Origin of the sequence: Streptomyces sp. NPDC012825 (assembly GCF_042900925.1) — a bacterium.
Taxonomy (GTDB): Bacteria; Actinomycetota; Actinomycetes; order Streptomycetales; family Streptomycetaceae; genus Streptomyces.
The window spans coordinates 1107182-1124158 of record NZ_JBIBBZ010000001.1 but is presented as its reverse complement, the minus strand read 5'-3'; the positions used below and the strand labels follow the sequence as shown (position 1 = coordinate 1124158).

The 16977-nt window shown below is 74.2% G+C and carries 12 protein-coding genes; 3 read left to right on the top strand and 9 right to left on the bottom strand.

The genetic code is table 11. The annotated features are described in order from the left end of the window. Positions 1 to 43: 43 nt before the first annotated feature. From ilvN to ACFY7E_RS05345, 4 genes are all read right to left on the bottom strand, one after another. Entirely contained in the window at positions 44 to 571 is a 528-nt protein-coding gene (gene ilvN, locus ACFY7E_RS05360; protein WP_125663775.1) for an acetolactate synthase small subunit, read from the bottom strand. 38 nt (positions 572 to 609) lie between these two features. Continuing rightward, on the bottom strand, positions 610 to 2457 hold the full coding sequence (locus tag ACFY7E_RS05355) for an acetolactate synthase large subunit (protein WP_389480926.1): 1848 nt from the start codon (positions 2455 to 2457) through the stop codon (positions 610 to 612). Between the two features lie 240 nt (positions 2458 to 2697). Next, entirely contained in the window at positions 2698 to 5535 is a 2838-nt protein-coding gene (locus ACFY7E_RS05350) for a putative bifunctional diguanylate cyclase/phosphodiesterase (protein ID WP_389481068.1), read from the bottom strand. Positions 5536 to 6036: 501 nt separating this feature from the next. After that, on the bottom strand, positions 6037 to 7002 hold the full coding sequence (locus tag ACFY7E_RS05345; protein WP_389480923.1) for a 2-hydroxyacid dehydrogenase: 966 nt from the start codon (positions 7000 to 7002) through the stop codon (positions 6037 to 6039). 75 nt (positions 7003 to 7077) lie between these two features. On the opposite strand from ACFY7E_RS05345, the gene ACFY7E_RS05340 reads away from it, so the two are divergent. The 3 genes from ACFY7E_RS05340 to ACFY7E_RS05330 all read left to right on the top strand — a co-directional run bounded on the left by ACFY7E_RS05340 (position 7078) and on the right by ACFY7E_RS05330 (position 9677). Next, on the top strand, positions 7078 to 8079 hold the full coding sequence (locus ACFY7E_RS05340) for an aldo/keto reductase (RefSeq protein ID WP_389480921.1): 1002 nt from the start codon (positions 7078 to 7080) through the stop codon (positions 8077 to 8079). A gap of 168 nt (positions 8080 to 8247) precedes the next feature. Continuing rightward, positions 8248 to 9402, top strand: coding sequence for a PQQ-dependent sugar dehydrogenase (locus ACFY7E_RS05335; protein ID WP_389480919.1), 1155 nt, complete (start codon positions 8248 to 8250; stop codon positions 9400 to 9402). 8 nt (positions 9403 to 9410) lie between these two features. Beyond that, positions 9411 to 9677, top strand: coding sequence for a DUF6191 domain-containing protein (locus tag ACFY7E_RS05330; RefSeq protein WP_389480917.1), 267 nt, complete (start codon positions 9411 to 9413; stop codon positions 9675 to 9677). On the opposite strand, the gene ACFY7E_RS05325 is transcribed toward ACFY7E_RS05330, so the two are convergent. From ACFY7E_RS05325 to ACFY7E_RS05305, 5 genes are all read right to left on the bottom strand, one after another. Then, a complete protein-coding gene (locus ACFY7E_RS05325) occupies positions 9606 to 12635 on the bottom strand; it encodes an AAA family ATPase (protein WP_389481066.1) in 3030 nt (1009 codons plus the stop codon). The two genes, ACFY7E_RS05330 and ACFY7E_RS05325, sit on opposite strands and share 72 nt — an antisense overlap. Positions 12636 to 12728: 93 nt before the next feature. Continuing rightward, on the bottom strand, positions 12729 to 12932 hold the full coding sequence (locus ACFY7E_RS05320) for a hypothetical protein (RefSeq protein WP_389480916.1): 204 nt from the start codon (positions 12930 to 12932) through the stop codon (positions 12729 to 12731). A gap of 538 nt (positions 12933 to 13470) precedes the next feature. After that, positions 13471 to 14046, bottom strand: a complete 576-nt coding sequence (locus ACFY7E_RS05315; RefSeq protein WP_389480913.1) for a hypothetical protein — start codon at positions 14044 to 14046, stop codon at positions 13471 to 13473. A gap of 54 nt (positions 14047 to 14100) precedes the next feature. Continuing rightward, the gene (locus ACFY7E_RS05310; protein ID WP_389480911.1) at positions 14101 to 14670 is read right to left on the bottom strand and encodes a GNAT family N-acetyltransferase; all 570 of its coding nucleotides are present in this window, start codon (positions 14668 to 14670) and stop codon (positions 14101 to 14103) included. Next, a complete protein-coding gene (locus ACFY7E_RS05305; RefSeq protein ID WP_389480909.1) occupies positions 14648 to 16885 on the bottom strand; it encodes an MMPL family transporter in 2238 nt (745 codons plus the stop codon). Before ACFY7E_RS05305 ends, ACFY7E_RS05310 begins: the two co-directional genes overlap by 23 nt. Positions 16886 to 16977 lie beyond the last annotated feature (92 nt).

The following is a 16977-nucleotide window of genomic DNA, read 5'->3' as shown; positions in this document are numbered from 1 at the left end:
GAAGGGAGGTCGTGCGGTCTCGTCAGGCGGAACGGACGAGGGCTCAGGCGGAGCGGTCGAGGGACCGCAGGGACCGGTCCGTGATGGACCGGGCGCCACGCCCTATGGCGATCGTGCCGGACTGGACGAGCTCCTTGACGCCGAACTGCTCCAGCATCTTGAGCATGGCGTCCAGCTTGTCACTCGAACCGGTGGCCTCGATGGTGACGGCCTCGGGCGAGACGTCCACGGTCTTGGCGCGGAACAGCTGGACGATCTCGACGATCTGGGAGCGGGTCTCGTTGTCGGCGCGGACCTTCACCAGGACGAGCTCGCGCTGGATCGCGGCGCTGGGCTCGAGTTCGACGATCTTCAGGACGTTGACCAGCTTGTTGAGCTGCTTGGTCACCTGCTCCAGGGGCAGGCCCTCGACGTTGACCACGATGGTGATGCGGGAGATGTCGGGGTGCTCGGTGACGCCGACGGCGAGCGAGTCGATGTTGAAGCCGCGACGGGAGAACAGGGCGGCGATCCGGGCGAGGATGCCGGGCGTGTTCTCGACGAGGACGGAGAGCGTGTGCTTGGTGGACATGTCGGGGTCTCTTCCTTTTCGCTGTCGCTCTTCGTACTTCAGTCGTCTTCGCCGTCGCCGAAGTCGGGGCGGACGCCCCGGGCGGCCATGACCTCGTCGTTGGAGGTGCCGGCGGCGACCATCGGCCAGACCTGGGCGTCCTCGTGGACGATGAAGTCGACGACGACCGGGCGGTCGTTGATGGCGTTGGCCTCGGCGATGACCTTGTCCAGGTCGGCCGGGTCCTCGCAGCGCAGGGCGACGCAGCCCATGGCCTCGGAGAGCTTGACGAAGTCGGGGACGCGGGTGCCCCTGTTCGCCTTCAGCTCGTCCGGGCCGGAGTGCAGGACGGTGTTGGAGTAGCGCTGGTTGTAGAAGAGGGTCTGCCACTGGCGGACCATCCCGAGGGCGCCGTTGTTGATGATGGCGACCTTGATCGGGATGTTGTTCAGGGCGCAGGTGGTGAGTTCCTGGTTGGTCATCTGGAAGCAGCCGTCGCCGTCGATCGCCCAGACGGGACGGTCGGGCATGCCGGCCTTGGCGCCCATCGCGGCGGGGACCGCGTAGCCCATCGTGCCGGCGCCGCCGGAGTTCAGCCAGGTGGCCGGCTGCTCGTAGTCGATGAAGTGGGCGGCCCACATCTGGTGCTGGCCGACGCCCGCGGTGAAGATCGTGTCGTCGGGGGCGAGCTGTCCGATGCGCTGGATGACCTGCTGCGGCGAGAGGCTGCCGTCCTCCGGCAGGTCGTAGCCGAGCGGGTAGGTCTCGCGCCAGCGGTTCAGGTCGCTCCACCAGGCGCTGTAGTCGCCCGTGTTGCCCTCGCTGTGCTCGGCCTGGACGGCCTGGACCAGGTCGGCGACGACCTCGCGGGCGTCGCCGACGATCGGGACGTCGGCGGCGCGGTTCTTGCCGATCTCGGCCGGGTCGATGTCCGCGTGGACGATCTTGGCGTACGGGGCGAAGCTGTCGAGCTTGCCGGTGACGCGGTCGTCGAAGCGGGCGCCGAGGGCGACGATCAGGTCGGCCTTCTGCAGCGCGGTGACGGCGGTGACCGAACCGTGCATGCCCGGCATCCCCACGTGCAGCGGGTGGCTGTCGGGGAAGGCGCCGAGGGCCATCAGGGTGGTGGTGACCGGGGCGCCGGTGAGCTCGGCGAGGATCTTCAGCTCGGCGGTCGCGCCGGACTTGATGACGCCGCCGCCGACGTACAGGACGGGCCGCTTGGCGGCGGTGATCAGCTTGGCGGCCTCGCGGATCTGCTTGGCGTGCGGCTTGGTGACCGGGCGGTAGCCGGGCAGGTCGGTCTGCGGCGGCCAGCTGAAGGTGGTCTTGGCCTGGAGGGCGTCCTTGGCGATGTCGACCAGGACCGGGCCGGGGCGGCCGGTGGAGGCGATGTGGAAGGCCTCGGCGATCGTCCGCGGGATGTCCTCGGCCTTGGTGACCAGGAAGTTGTGCTTGGTGATCGGCATCGTGATGCCGCAGATGTCCGCCTCCTGGAAGGCGTCCGTGCCGATGGCCTTGGAGGCGACCTGGCCGGTGATCGCGACGAGCGGGACGGAGTCCATGTGCGCGTCGGCGATCGGGGTGACCAGGTTGGTCGCGCCGGGACCGCTGGTCACCATGCAGACGCCGACCTTGCCGGTCGCCTGGGCGTAGCCGGTGGCGGCGTGGCCCGCGCCCTGCTCGTGGCGGACCAGGATGTGGCGCACCTTCCGCGAGTCCATCAGCGGGTCGTAGGCCGGGAGGATGCAGCCACCGGGGAGACCGAAGATGGTGTCCGCGCCCACCTCTTCGAGAGAACGGATGAGGGACTGCGCGCCCGTGACGTGCTCGACGGGGGAGGTCGTCGCGCCGTTGCGGGGCCGCGGCTGCGGATGGTGCCCGGTGGCCTGCTCGGTCATCAGCATCTCTTCTCGAAGCAGAGGGTTGGTGCGAGGGTTTTTGCGAGGTGTTTTACGAGGTTTTGCTGCGGTTTCAAAGTGAGCCGGTGCAACAAAAAACCCCTCGTGCCGTGAGGCAAGCGAGGGGAGCGCGTCGGGTGCGTTCTAAGCCGGGCCTACGGTGGCCCTGCTTCAGCCGACGCGCTGTCCAAGTACGAGAATTCGGGTGCGCATGGCATTGACCCTCTCCCTCAGCCCGCTTCACTGTCAAGTGGGTGGGACGGGCGTCTCACTATTCGAGCCGATCGGGGGTCGGTTTCCGACCTGCACCGGGACCGTTCCGGGCAGCGGGTACTCGTCCCGGACCAGGGCCCTGCGCAGCCGGTACTCGTCCAGCGGGCCCGAGAAGGCCGTGCCCTGGGCGTGGGTGCAGCCCATGGCGCGCAGGGCGACGACCTGCTCCGGGACGTCCACGCCGTCGGCGACGGTCCGCATGCCCAGGTCGCCGGCGAGGCGGAGCACGCCGCGGGTGATCTTGCGGAGCCGGGCGGACTCCACGACGCCCTCGACGAGCCCCCGGTCCAGCTTCAGTATGTCGGCGGGGAGCCGCCGCAGCGCGTCGACCGTCACGTGTCCGCCGCCGAAGCCGTCGAGCGCGATCCGCACCCCGAGCCGGCGCAGGGCGGCCAGGCGCTGTTCCAGTTCGTCGAGCGGGATCCGGGGGTCGCTGTCGGCGAGCTCGACGATCAGCGAGCCGGACGGGAGGCCGTGCCGGGTGAGCAGGGCCTCGACGGAGCCGAGCGGCAGCGAGCGGTCCAGGAGGCGGCGGGCGGAGAGCCGGACGGCGACGGGGGTGCGATGGCCGATTCCCGCCCGCTCGGCGGCCTGCTCCACGGCCTCTTCGAGCAGCCAGCGGCCGAACTCGGCGGTGCGCTCGCCCTCGTCGGTGACGCGGAGGTACTCGGCGGGGGTGAAGAGGATCCCCTGGGCGGAGCGCCAGCGGGCCTGGGCGCTGACGGCGGCGATCCGGCCGGTGGAGAGGTCGACGACCGGCTGGTGGAGCAGGGCGAACTCGCCGTCGTGGAGGGCGGTGCGCAGTCGGGCCGCCAGCTCCGTCCGCCGGACGACCTCGGCCTGCATCTGGGGGGCGTAGAGCTCGACGCGGTTCTTGCCGGCGGCCTTGGCCCGGTACATGGCGAGGTCGGCGTTGCGCAGCAGGTCGCCGGCGTCGGTGCCGGGCTCGGCGAAGGCGACGCCGATGGAGGCGGCGACCCGCACCTCCTGGCCGCCGTCCAGGCGGTACGGCCGGGAGAGCGTGAGCCGGAGCCGGTCGGCGATCTCCTGGACCTGGTCGCGGCGGGCCGTGCGGTCGCGGCCGCCGTCGCCGAGGATGAGGGCGGCGAACTCGTCGCCGCCGAGCCGGGCGGCGGTGTCCCCGGTCCGTACGGAGTCGTGGAGGCGGCGGGCGGCCTGGACGAGGAGGTCGTCGCCGGCCTGGTGGCCGAGGCGGTCGTTGACCGCCTTGAAGCCGTCGAGGTCGATGAAGAGCACGGCGGTGCCGGGGTCGGAGGCGCGGCGGCCGCCGAGGGCCTGCCGGACCCGCCGGGTGAAGAGGGCCCGGTTGGGCAGGTCGGTGAGCGGATCGTGCTCGGCGTTGTGCTGGAGCTGGGCCTGGAGGCGGACGCGTTCGGTGACGTCCCGGCTGTTGAAGATCAGGCCGCCCTGGTGGCGGTTGACGGTCGACTCGACGTTGAGCCAGCCGCCCCCGTGGCCGGAGCGGAAGCGGCACTCGATCCGGGTGGTGGGCTCCTCGGCGGGCGAGGCGGCCAGGAACCGCCGCACCTCGTGCACGACGGCGCCGAGGTCGTCGGGATGGATGAGGGCGGCGAGCTCGGTGCCGACGAGCTCGTCGGCGTCCCGCCCGTACACCCCGGAGGCGGCCGGGCTGACGTAGTGGAGCCTGCCGTTGGGCGCGGCGATCATGATGACGTCGCTGGAGCCCTGCACGAGCGACCTGAAGTGGTTCTCCTTGTGGGCCAGTTCGTGGGTGAGGGCGATGTTGTCGAGGAGCATGATGCCCTGCCGTACGACGAGGGCGAGCACCACCGCGCAGCCGGTGAGGACGACGACGCGGTCGACCCGGCGCCCCTCGACCACGTTGTAGAGGATGCCGAGGGTGCAGACGGCGGCGGCGAGGTACGGGGTGAGGGCGGCGAGCGAGCCGGCGATCGGGCGGCTGTGGAGCCCCTGGCCGCGCGCGGCGGCCGTACCGTCCGGGGGCCGGCGGACCCCCCAGGGCGCGTAGGCGAGCAGCAGGGAGCCGGCGAACCAGCCGGCGTCGAGGAGCTGGCCCGAGGCGTAGTTCTCGCGGAGCAGCGGCGAGGTGAACAGGGCGTCGCACAGGACGGTGAGCGCGAGGGCGGCGATCGCGGTGTTGGTCGCGGAGCGGTTGGCCTGCGAGCGCCGGAAGTGCAGGACGAGCACCATGCTGACGAGGACGATGTCGAGCAGGGGGTACGCGAGGGAGAGCGCGGCCCGGGCGACGGACTCGCCCTCGACGTGGGCGGTGCGGGCGAGGGCCAGGCTCCAGGAGAGGGTGAGCAGGGAGCCGCCGATGAGCCAGGTGTCCAGGGCCAGGCAGACCCAGCCGGCCCGGTTGGCGGGTTTCTTGGCCAGGACGAGGAGGCCGACGACGGCGGGCGGCGCGAAGAGCAGGAAGAAGAGGTTGGCGAAGGAGAAGTCCGGCACCTCGGTGCGCAGGACGACCTCGTACCAGCCCCACACGGCGTTCCCCGCGGCGGCCATGAGCGAGGAGAAGGCGAACAGCAGCCAGGCGGGGCGGGCGCCGCCGCGGTGGGTCCTGGCGTAGAGGTAGCAGGAGACCGCGGCGATGAGGGCGGCGGCGCTCAGTCCGAAGTCGCCCATGAAGAGCGCCAGTTCCGGCGACCCCCAGCCGAGGGAGGCGCCGGTCGTGTAGCCCGCGCAGAGGAGTCCCAGGGCGATCTGGGCGAGGATCCCCCCGGCGCCGGGGCGGTCGGGGGGCGGGGGCCCCGGGTCCGCGTCGCCGGCGGGGCGGCGCACGAGGACGGCCCCCGGGGCGCTCACCGGGCCCTCCGGCGCCGGGCCCCCGCACGCGGCCGCGTCGTGCGGCCGGGCGGGCGGCTCGTCGGCACTCCCGGGGGCGTGCCCGTCGCAGTCGTGGGGGCCGGGAGCGGTGCCGCGGCCCGGGGGCGCGACGCCGCCGGCCACCGCGCGCCCGCCGGGGCCGGGCGGCCCCGCGCGGCCCGGTGCGCGGGGCGGCACGGCCTGGTCCGGCACCGAGCACACGAGGCCGGCGGCGAGCCACGGAAGGCCGGCGGACGGCGGTGCCGCCGCGCCGGATCGTCGGTCCTCGGGCCGTGCTCCACCCGTCGCCCCCCTCGGAATCTGATGTCCCGTCACTTCGCTCCCCGGCGTCAGCCCGTACTCGACGCAGTCCCCCGCTCCGGGACGATACACCAGGTTGGTCACACAGGGACAGGGTCGCAGTACTCTCCGTGACGAGCAGGGGACTTGTGCCCGCGCGCGCCGGGCGTGCGCCGGGCGGCCGCGGCGCGCGGGCGCGGCTCAGCCGGTGGTGAGGAGGACGTTGGCCAGGTCCTCTCCCGCCGCGAACCGCCGCAGCTGCCCCGCGATCAGCCGTTTCGCCCTCGGCATGAAGGCGGAGGTGGAACCGCCCACATGGGGACTGATCAGGACACCGTGAGCGTGCCACAAAGGATGCCCGGCCGGCAGCGGTTCCGGGTCCGTGACGTCGAGCGCCGCCGTGATCCTGCCGCTCTCGACCTCCTTGAGCAGGGCGTTCGTGTCGACGACGGGACCCCGGGCGATGTTCACGAGGAGCGCCCCGTCCTTCATCCGCGCGAGGAACCCGGCGTCGGCGAGATGCCTGGTGGCGGGCGTGAGCGGCGTGGAGAGGACCACGACGTCCGCCTCCGGGAGGAGCGCCGGCAGGTCGGCCAGGGCGTGGACCGGGCCGCGCTCCGTGGTGCGGGCGGAGCGCGCGACGCGCACCACCCGCGCGCATTCGAAGGGCGCGAGCCGGTCCTCGACGGCGGCGCCGATCGAGCCGTACCCGACGATCAGGACGGACTTGTCGGCGAGCGCCGGGTAGAAGCCGGCCCGCCACTCCTCGGCGTCCTGGCCGCGCACGAACCCGGGGACACCGCGCAGCGAGGCCAGGATCAGGGCGAGCGCGAGCTCGGCGGTGCTGGCCTCGTGCACGCCCTTGGCGTTGCACAGGGCGACGCCGGGCCGCAGCGACCCGATGCCGGGAGTAACGTGGTCGATGCCCGCGGAGAGGGTCTGCACGACCCGCACCGAGGTCATCCCGGCCAGCGGCCGGACGGCGATCTCCGAGCCCTTCATGTACGGGACGACGTAGAAGGCGCAGTGCGCGGGATCGGCCGGGAACTCCGGTCCGCCGTCCCAGAAAAGGTAGTTCAGGCCCGACCCGCCCGGCTCGGGGAGATCCTCGATCTCGTCCGCGGGAATCGGAAGCCACACGTCAGCGGTCGTGTCTTCGCATCTCATGTCCGGGAGGCTATGCGAAGAATCCCCCGCCCCATTGGTTACTTTGGGGGGCGGCACAGGGAGGGGTACCGGCAGGTGGAGCGCAGGACTATCGGGGCGACGGCGCTCGACGTGGGTGCGATCGGCCTGGGGTGCATGCCGATGAACTGGGCGTACAGCCGTTCGCAGCAGCGCGGGGACCGTTCGCTGCGGACCGTGCACGCGGCCCTCGACGCCGGGGTGAGCCTGCTCGACACCGCCGACATGTACGGCCCGTTCACCAACGAGCTTCTGGTGGGGCGGGTGTTGAAGGAGCGCCGGGCCGACGCCTTCGTCTCCACGAAGTGCGGGCTGCTCGTCGGCGACCAGCACGTGGTGGCCAACGGGCGCCCGGGATACGTGCGCCGGGCCTGCGACGCCTCGCTGCGGCGGCTCCAGACCGACGTCATCGACCTGTACCAGTTGCACCGGGCGGATCCCGAGGTGCCGGTCGAGGAGACCTGGGGCGCGATGGCCGGGCTGGTGTCGGCGGGCAAGGTGCGGGCGCTCGGGCTCTGCGCCGTCGGCGCCCGGTCGGGACGCCGGGGCGCGGGCCGCGACGCCCATGAGGGAACGATCCGGCAGCTGGAGCGGATCCAGCAGGTCTTCCCGGTGGCGGCGGTGGAGGCCGAGCTGTCGGTGTGGTCGCAGGAGGCGCTGGCGCGGCTGCTGCCCTGGTGCGCGGCCCGGGGCGTCGGCTTCCTGGCGGCGATGCCGCTGGGCAGCGGCTTCCTGACCGGGACGCTGACGCCGGGCGGCGGTTTCGAGCCGGACGACCCGCGGGCCCGGCACCCCCGGTTCACGGCGGAGATGATGGCGGCGAACCAGCCGCTCGTGGCGGGCCTGCGGCGGGTGGCCGCGCGGCACGGGGCGGACGTCACCCCGGCGCAGGTGGCCCTGGCGTGGGTGCTCGGCCGGGGGCGGCACGTCGTGCCGGTCCCGGGGACGAAGCGGGAGCACTGGGCGGTGGAGAACGCGGCGGCGGCCTCGCTGCGGCTGACGGCGGAGGACCTGACGGAGATCGCGTCGCTCCCGGCGCCCCGGGGGTCCTGGGACTGAGCGGCCCGGGGAGGGGCCGGGCGGACCGGAGCCGGGACAGGGGCCAGGGCCGGGGGGACCGGAGCCGGACGTCCCGGCGGGAACCCCGCCGGGCCGGGAGGTGTTCTCAGGGGGAGGGGTGCCGTTCGACCCGTCGAGCCCGCCGGACCCTCCGAAGGGGAGCGCGCCATGAAACGTCCTGTCGTCCTGAAGGCCCTGGGAGGCGCCGCCGCGCTGGTCCTGGCGGCGGGCTGTTCCTCGGAGGACGCCTCCCCGGGGAGCCCTTCCTCGGGGAGCGCGCGGGAGCGCCCGGGAGCGGCCCCGCCGTCGTCGGCCTCCGCGCCCGCCTCCCCCTCCGCCCCGGCCCCGGCCGCCGCCGGGGTGACCGTGGCGGGGACGCTGGCCGAGGGCCTGAAGTCGCCCTGGGGGCTCGCGGAGCTGCCCGGCGGGGACCTGCTCGTCTCCTCGCGGGACGAGCGGACGATCACCCGGATCGACGGGCGGACCGGCGCGAGGACGCCGCTCGGCGAGGTGCCGGGGGTCGTGCCGGGCGGCGAGGGCGGTCTGCTCGGCCTCGCCTTCCGGGACGGCCGGGTGTACGCGTACCTGACGGCGGCCTCGGACAACCGGATCGTGCGCATGGCGTACGGGGGCGGGGCCGGCGACCGGCTCGGCCCGCCGGAGCCGGTCCTGACCGGCATCCCCAAGGGGTTCACGCACAACGGCGGGCGGATCGCGTTCGGCCCCGACGGGATGCTGTACGCGGGGACGGGCGAGACCGGCCGGACCGGTCTGGCGCAGGACCGGGGGTCGCTGGGCGGGAAGGTCCTGCGGATGACGCCGGAGGGCCGCCCGGCGCCCGGCAACCCCTTCCCGGACTCGGTCGTGTACTCGTACGGCCACCGGAACGTGCAGGGGCTCGCCTGGGACGCGGACGGGCGCCTGTGGGCGGCCGAGTTCGGCCAGAACACCTGGGACGAGCTGAACCTGATCGCGGCCGGGCGGAACTACGGCTGGCCGGAGGCCGAGGGGAGGGCCGGGCGGAAGGGCTTCACGGACCCGGTGGCCCAGTGGCCGACCTCGGAGGCCTCCCCCAGCGGGATCGCGTACGCGAAGGGTGCGATCTGGATGGCCGGGCTCCGGGGCGAGCGGCTGTGGCGGGTCCCGCTCGCCGGCGCGGAACGTTCCGGGGAGCCCGAGGCGTTCCTCCGGGGCGACCACGGCCGGCTGCGGACCGTGCTCGCGACGGGCGGCGACCGGCTGTGGCTGGTGACCAGCGAGACCGACACCCGGGGCACGCCCGGGCCCGGCGACGACAGGATCCTCCGCGTCCGGGTGGGGTGAGGGAGGCGGTGACCGTGTTCGGTCCGATGGCGGAGGTGTTCGCGCCGGGGCGCAGGCACGCGGAGGACGAGCGGCAGCGGCTGTCCCTGACCCGGGAGGACCAGGGGGACGCGGATCCGGGGCGCGGGCCGATAGGCCTGCGGTCGGGACGGGTGACGATACGGGTCCCCCGCGCGGAGGACGACCTCGACGCGGGCGCCGCGTCAGAGCGGGACGTCGAGCAGGTGCAGGCGGTGGGCCAGGGCGGCGGCCTCGCCGCGGCCGGCGACTCCTAGCTTGGCGAGGATGTGGGAGACGTGGACGCTGGCCGTCTTGGGTGAGATGAACAGCTCCTCGGCGATCTGGCGGTTGGTGCGGCCGGCCGCGACCAGGCGCAGCACGTCCTGTTCGCGGCGGGTCAGGCCGAAGGCGTCGTCCCCGGACTCCGCCGGTGCCGGGGGCTCCTCCTCGGGCGCGAGGGAGAGCCGGGCGCGGGCGGCGAGGAGGTCCGCGTCCTCGCGGAGCGGGCGGGCGCCGAGGAGGTCGGCGGTGGCGCGGACCTCGCGCAGCAGGGCTGCGGCCTCCTCGCGCCGGCCGCCCTCGACGAGCAGGGCGTCGGCGAGCCGGTAGCGGGCGCGGGCCAGCTGGGCGGGGCGGTCCAGCGGCTCGTAGGCGGCGACGACCTCGGCCCAGCGGGCGGCGGTCTCGCGGCCCTCGGCGCGCGCCAGCTCCTGGGAGGCGTGCAGGGAGTGCGCGGCCCAGACGGGGACCGGGGCGGCCAGGGCGCGCAGGCAGCGGCGGACCAGGGCGAGGGCCTCGGCGCGGCCCTCGTCGGCGGCGGGCAGCCCCCGGCTGTCGGCCTCGGCGGCGACGGCGGTGAGGACGAGCGGCCAGCCGTAGCGGTGGGTGCCGGGCGGGAAGCCGCCCCGCTCGGCGGCGGCGAGCTCGGCCCGGACGTCGGCGACGCGGCCCTCGGCGGCGGCCACGGTGATCGCGACCTGGGCCATGGGCAGGGTGTACTGCGGGATCGGGTCGCGGGTGCCGTAGAGGGCGCGGGCGTCGGCGAGGTGGCGGGCGGCGGCGTCCCGTTCGCCCCGGGCGGCGGCGAGCCGGGCGAGGCAGAGGGCGGCGGAGCCCCGGGGCTTGGTGCTGCTCGCCGAGCGCAGCAGCCGCTCGGCGGCCTCCCGGGCCTCGTCCCACCGGCCCAGGGAGAAGAGGGACTCGGCCCTGTTGCCCTCGACCCAGCCGATGCTGTCGACGAGCCCGTACCCGCGGGCGAGGCGGAGGCCCGCCTCGGCGGTCTCGACGGCCTCGTGGGAGCGGCCGAGGAACTCCAGGGAGGAGGAGATGTTGATGTGGGCGCGCGTGGCCTCGGTGAACTGGCCGAGGGCGGTGGTCCGTTCGCGTACCTCGTGCATCTCGGCGAGGCCGGTCTCCACGTCGCCGGCCGCGACCATGATGGTGCCGAGGGTGAGCCGGGCGTTGAGCTCGATCGACTCGGCCTTGACGAGACGGGCGTACTCGACGGCGCGTTCGGCGGCGGCGAGGGCCTCGGGGCCGGGGTCGCGGAGCATGCCCCAGCCGGCGGCGCCGACGAGGACGACGGCGTGGACGGCGGAGGGCGGCAGGCCCTTGACGAGTTCCTGGGCGCGGGCGATCTCCTCGCGGCCGTCGCCCCGGCCGAGGTTGGACTGGAGGCGGGCCTTCTCGGTCCAGAACCAGGCGGCGCGCAGGGGGTCGTTCTCCTCCTCGCCGCCGAGGATCCGCAGCGCCGTCCTGCCGATCTTGAGGGCGCGTTCGCGTTCGCCGCTGAGCCGGGCGGCGACGGCGGCCTCGGCGAGCAGGTCGAGGTAGCGCAGGGGGGTGGTCGCGGGGTCGCAGCCGCAGGGCGGGTAGGCGTCGGCGTAGTCGATGGGACGCAGCGCGGCCCGGACCTCGGCGGGGGCCTCGTCCCAGAGTTCCATGGCCCGTTCGAGGAGCCGGAGCTGCTCGGCGTAGGCGTGGCGCTTGCGGGTGGCGACGGAGGCGCGCAGGACGGCGGGCAGGGCCTTGGCCGGGTCGTGGGCGTGGTACCAGTACGTGGCGAGCCGGGCGGCGCGCTCGTCGGCCCGGACGAGCGTCGGGTCGGCCTGCAGGGCCTCGGCGTAGCGGCGGTTGAGGCGGGAGCGTTCGCCGGGCAGCAGGTCGTCGCTGACGGCCTCGCGGACGAGGGAGTGCCGGAAGCGGTAGCCGTCGCCGTCGGGCACGGCGAGCAGGATGTTGGCGCCGACGGCGGCCCGCAGCGCCTCGATGAGTTCGTCCTCGGCGAGCCGGGCGACGGCGGCGAGCAGGCCGTACTCGACGGTGGAGCCGCCCTCGGCGGCGAGCCTGACGATCCGCTGGGCGTCCTCGGGGAGGGCCTCGACCCGGACCAGGAGGAGGTCGCGCAGGGAGTCGCCGAGCCGTCCCGGGGCGCAGCCGGCCTCGTGGGAGACGACGAGTTCCTCGACGAAGAAGGCGTTGCCGTCGGAGCGTTCGAAGACCTCCTCGACGAGGCCGGGGGCGGGTTCGGCGGCGAGGATGCCGGTGAGCTGGCGGTGCACCTCGGTGCGGGTGAAGCGGGGGAGTTCGATGCGGCGGATGGTGCGGAGCCGGTCGAGTTCGGCGAGGAGGGGGCGCAGCGGGTGGCGGCGGTGGATGTCGTCGGCGCGGTAGCTGGCGACGACCACGATCCGGCCGCGCCGGAGGGTGCGCAGGAGGTAGGTGAGCAGATGGCGGGTGGAGGTGTCGGCCCAGTGCAGGTCCTCCAGGACGAGCACGATCGTGCGGTCGGCGGCGAGCCGTTCCAGGAGCCGTACGGTCAGTTCGAAGAGGCGGGCGGTGGAGTCCTCGTCGGCGGGATCGTGGCCGCCGGGGTCGCCCAGTTCGGGCAGCAGCCGGGCGAGTTCGCCGTGCTGGCCGTCGGCGGCGGCGGTCAGCTCGTCGGGGAGGCGGCGGCGGAGCGCGCGCAGGGCGGTGGAGAAGGGGGCGAAGGGCAGTCCGTCGGCGCCGAGCTCGACGCAGCCGCCGAGGGCGACGACGGCGCCCCGCTCGCAGGCGGTGCCGGTGAACTCCTCGATGAGCCGGGTCTTCCCGACGCCCGCCTCACCGCCGATGAGCAGGGCCTGGGGCTCTCCCGCGGCCGCGCGGGAGAGCGCCTCGGCGAGGACGGTGAGTTCGCCGGCCCGGCCGACGAAGACGGGGCTGACGGACCTGGTCTCCACGGAGCCGAGCATCGCACAGGCGCCTCGGGAAGCGCTCGTACGGGGGACGAGGACGGTACGGGTGGCGGGGACGGGGGCGGTACGGGGGACGGGCATCGTGCGGGGTCACGCGGCCCGGACGAAGCGGCCGGGGCCGTCGCCGTCCGCCGGGCCCTCCGCGTCCCGGTGCGTGTCCTGGCCCCCGCTCCGGCGGCCGGAGCGGCGCGGCTCCCGGCCGGTGGAGGCGGCGGCCTCGTGGGTCAGGCGCCGGGCGGCGGCCTCGCGGACGAGCTGGGCGTGGTTCATGCGGTCGATCTCGTACTCGAACATCGGGGGCTCCCTGGGTGGGTCCGGTATCGGCGTCGCTTCTCGCGACGCCTCCACGGTCGTCTCGCAGGGGGGCCGGCCGCATCGGGCGAGTGCCCTATGTTCGGGACGCGGGGGTCCTTAGAGAGCACCCGGGACGACGGGGTGGGCCGGCGGGTGCCGTACGTCGCCGCTGCCGCACGGGGTGCAGAGCCGGCGCGAGGTCAGCACCCACCACTGCCGCAGGGTGCGGCGGGTGTGCAGGAAGGCGTTCGGGCCCCGGCAGACGGGGCGGGCGTGGCGTCCGACGAGGTCGCCGTTCGGGAAGGCGAGGACAGATCAGCCAGAGGGCCCGGCCGCGCGGATCGATCGTGGCGGCCGGCACCTTCCGTTCGTCGTACTGCCGGGGCAACAGTGCGTAGGGACGCAGTGCCACCTTCGTCAAGAGGATCACCTCGCGGGCGAAGGAACGCGACGCGCCGATGATCACACGCCCGCCCCGGGTCCGGCCGCCCGGGGCGGTCACGACGACCGGCCGGGGGGGACGGCGCCCGGGGCCGGCTCAGGAACCGGCGGTCGGGAGGCTCAGGAACAGGTCGAAGTAGGTGCCGGCCGACAGGAGCAGGCCGAGGCCGCCCAGGACGGCGCCGGCGACGGCGACCGCGCGGACCAGGGCGGGGCGCCGGGGAAGGACGAGCACGGCGACGGCGACGATCAGGGCGATCAGGGCGAAGACGCCGTTGACCAGGGCGGTGCTGTGCCAGGCGTCGCCGTAGATCTCGCTGATCTGCTGGGTGGGGGTGCCGGAGCCGGAGGTCTTGATCTGCCCGACGAGCGTCTCGCGCTCGGAGACGACCCTGCCGGCCCAGGTGCCGGTGAGCGCGACGGCGCCGAGGGCGGCGGAGACGACGGCGGCGGCACCGGCGCCGACGCCGGTGCCCGTACCGGTGGGGGCGGCCTCGTCGTCGAGGTCCGCGTCGAGGTCGTCGGAGAGGTGCCGCCCGTCGGGGTCCCCGTCACGGTCTCCGTCGCGGTCCCCGGTGGTCGTGGCCTTCGCCGCCCCGCCGTCCTGCCCGTCCTGCCCGGTGGGCTCCGTCCGCTCGGCGGGCCCGGTCTTCTCGGTCGTCTCGATGTCCATGCCGCGCACGCTAGGGGGCCCGCATGAGAGCGGTCTTAACGCGCCGGCCCCGGGCTACTCCCCCGTCCGTTCCTTCTTCGCCGCGCGCCACTCCGGGGCCAGGACCGACCAGAGCTCCGTGCTCGTGCGGAAGCCCCGGCGCGGGTAGTTCTCGCGCAGGACGCCCTCCTTCGTCATCCCGAGGCGGCGGGCGACGGCGACGCTGGGCCCGTTCTCCGTGGAGGCGTACCACTCGACGCGGTGGATGCCGCGCTCCTCGACCGCCCAGTCGATGATGATCCGGCAGGCCCGGGTGACCAGGCCCTTCCCGGCGGCGGACGGTTCCAGCCAGCAGCCCGCCTCGGCGGTGCCCTGCGCCACGTCCATGGTCCGGAACATGACGCCGCCGACGAGGGTGCCCCCGGTCCAGATGCCGTGGATCCGGCCCGTGTCGTTCGCGGTCTTCTCCGCGTACGAGCGGAGGAAGGCGCGGGCGGAGTCGAGGTCCGTGACGACGTCCGGGAGGCCGATGTGCCGCCCGATGTACTCCCGGCCCCGGTCCATGTGGGCCAGGAACTCCTCGGCCCGCCAGGGCTCCAGGGGCCGCAGCTCGGCGCCGTCGTCACCCAGTGGTATCGCGAACATCCTCGTTCTCCTCCGTGGTCGGGACCGTCGGGCACTGTGCGGGGATCTTCGCACGCGCGTCGGCCGCGGTCCGGCACTCCGGGGGTTCGATGCTGATCCGGGGCAGCAGGCGGTCGAGACCCTTCGGCAGCCACCAGTTCGCGCCGCCGAGCAGGTGCATGAGGGCGGGGACCAGGAGGGTGCGCAGGACGAAGGCGTCGAGGGCGACGGCGGCGGCGAGCGCGATGCCGAACATCGCGACGACCCGGTCGCCGGAGAGCACGAACGCCAGGAAGACGGAGATCATGATGACGGCGGCGGAGTTGATCACGCGGCTGGTCTCGGCGAGGCCGATCCGGACCGCCCGCCGGTTGTCGCCGGTCTCCAGCCACTCCTCGTACATCCGGCTGACCAGGAAGACCTGGTAGTCCATGGAGAGTCCGAAGAGGACGGAGACCATGATCACGGGGAGGAAGGGCTCGATCGGCCCGGCGCTGCCGAGGCCGAGGAGTTCGCTCCCCCAGCCCCACTGGAAGACCGCGACGACGACGCCGAAGGCCCCGGCGACGGCCATGACGTTCATGACGGCGGCCTTGAGCGGGATGCCGATGGAGCGGAAGGCGAGCAGGAGGAGCAGGCAGCCGAGGGCGATGACGACGCCGACGAAGAGCGGCAGCTTGCCGACGATGATCTCGGCGAAGTCGTCGTACGAGGCGGTGACGCCGCCCACGTTCACGTCGAGGGAGGTGCCCGCCTCGGCCCTCGGCAGGACGTCCTGGCGCAGCCGGTCGACCAGCTCGCTGGTGGCCTTCGACTGTGGCGAGGAGTCGGGGACGACGGTGAGGACGGCGGTGTCGCCGGAGCTGTTGTACGCGACCGGGGAGACGCCCGCGACGCCCTTGGTGGCGGAGAGCGCGGCCGGGAGCCGGTCGAGGGCGACCCGGTCGTCGGCTCCGTCGAGTCCGGCGACGAGGGTGAGGGGGCCGTTGACGCCGGGCCCGAAGCCGTCGGCGAGCAGGTCGTAGGCCTTGCGCGTGGTCGCGGTGGCCGGGTTGTTGCCCTGGTCGGAGGTGCCGAGGTGGAGCGAGAGGGTGGGCAGCGCCAGGACCGCCATGACGACGGCGGCGACGGCCCCGAGGAGCTTGGGGTGGCGCTCGACGAAGGCGGACCAGCGGGCGGCGAAGCCGGTGGGGAGCTCGGGTCGCGGCCCGTGCTCGGCGAGGGCGCGGCGCTCGCGCCGGGACAGGGCGCGCCGGCCGATCAGGGAGAGCAGCGCCGGGAGGAGGGTGACGGAGGCGGCGACCGTGAGGACGACGGTGAGGGAGGCGGCGACGGCGACGCCGTTGAGGAAGCCCAGCCGCAGGATCAGCATGCCGAGCAGGGCGATGCAGACGGTGGCCCCGGCGAAGACGACGGCGCGGCCGGTGGTGGCGACGGCGGCCTCGGCGGCCTCGGCGACGGACAGGCCGCGTTTGAGGCCCCTGCGGTGCCGGGTGACGATGAAGAGCGCGTAGTCGATGCCGACGCCGAGGCCGACGAGCATGCCGAGCATGGGGGCGAAGTCGGCGACCGTCATCACGTGCCCGAGGAGCACGATCCCGGAGTACGCGATGCCGACGCTGACGAGGGCGGTGGCGATGGGGAGCGCGGAGGCGGCGAGCGAGCCGAAGGCGAGGAAGAGGACGACGGCCGCGACGGCGACGCCGACGGCCTCGGCGACGTGCCCGCCGGGGGCCTCGGTGAGGGCGACGGCGGTGCCGCCCAGCTCGACCTGGAGGTCGTCGGTCGCGGCGGCCCTGGCGGTGTCGACGAGGGCCTCGGCCTGCCCCTCGGGGATGTCGTCGGCCTGCTCGGCGAAGGTGACGGTGGCGTAGGCGGTGCGGCCGTCCTCGCTGATCCGTCCCGCCGTGTCTCCGTAGGGGGAGGTGACGGCGGCGACACCGGGCAGCCGCTCGACCTCGCGGAGCACGCCGGTCATGCGCTCCTGGACGGCGTCGGCGCGGACGCCGCCCCGTTCGGTGTGCCAGACGATGGTGTCCTCGTCGCCGCCGAGGCCGTGGAAGCCCCGTTCGAGGAGGACGGTGGCACGGCCGGACTCGGTGCCGGGGACCTCGTAGTCGTTGGAGTACGCGTTCCCCGCGAGGACCGCCCCGGTGCCGGTCCCGCCGAGGGCGAGGAGCCAGAGGAGGACGGCGACGAGGCGGTGCCTGATGCACCATCGGGCGATGGCTGCCAAAGGACGTGCTCCCTGGGTGGTTCGTGGATCTTTCCCGGGAAAGGCCCGATAAAGAACGCATGACCTATGTGCGCCCACTCTCGCAGCCAAAC

Excerpts from the sequence above, each read along its gene's own strand:
- ilvN (WP_125663775.1), bottom strand. The coding sequence starts at position 571 with ATGTCCACCAAGCACACGCTCTCCGTCCTCGTCGAGAACACGCCCGGC.
- ACFY7E_RS05310 (WP_389480911.1), bottom strand. The coding sequence starts at position 14,670 with ATGTTCGCGATACCACTGGGTGACGACGGCGCCGAGCTGCGGCCCCTG.
- ACFY7E_RS05315 (WP_389480913.1), bottom strand. The coding sequence starts at position 14,046 with ATGGACATCGAGACGACCGAGAAGACCGGGCCCGCCGAGCGGACGGAG.
- ACFY7E_RS05355 (WP_389480926.1), bottom strand. The coding sequence starts at position 2,457 with ATGCTGATGACCGAGCAGGCCACCGGGCACCATCCGCAGCCGCGGCCC.
- ACFY7E_RS05345 (WP_389480923.1), bottom strand. The coding sequence starts at position 7,002 with ATGAGATGCGAAGACACGACCGCTGACGTGTGGCTTCCGATTCCCGCG.
- ACFY7E_RS05320 (WP_389480916.1), bottom strand. The coding sequence starts at position 12,932 with ATGTTCGAGTACGAGATCGACCGCATGAACCACGCCCAGCTCGTCCGC.
- ACFY7E_RS05325 (WP_389481066.1), bottom strand. The coding sequence starts at position 12,635 with ATGCTCGGCTCCGTGGAGACCAGGTCCGTCAGCCCCGTCTTCGTCGGC.
- ACFY7E_RS05335 (WP_389480919.1), top strand. The coding sequence starts at position 8,248 with ATGAAACGTCCTGTCGTCCTGAAGGCCCTGGGAGGCGCCGCCGCGCTG.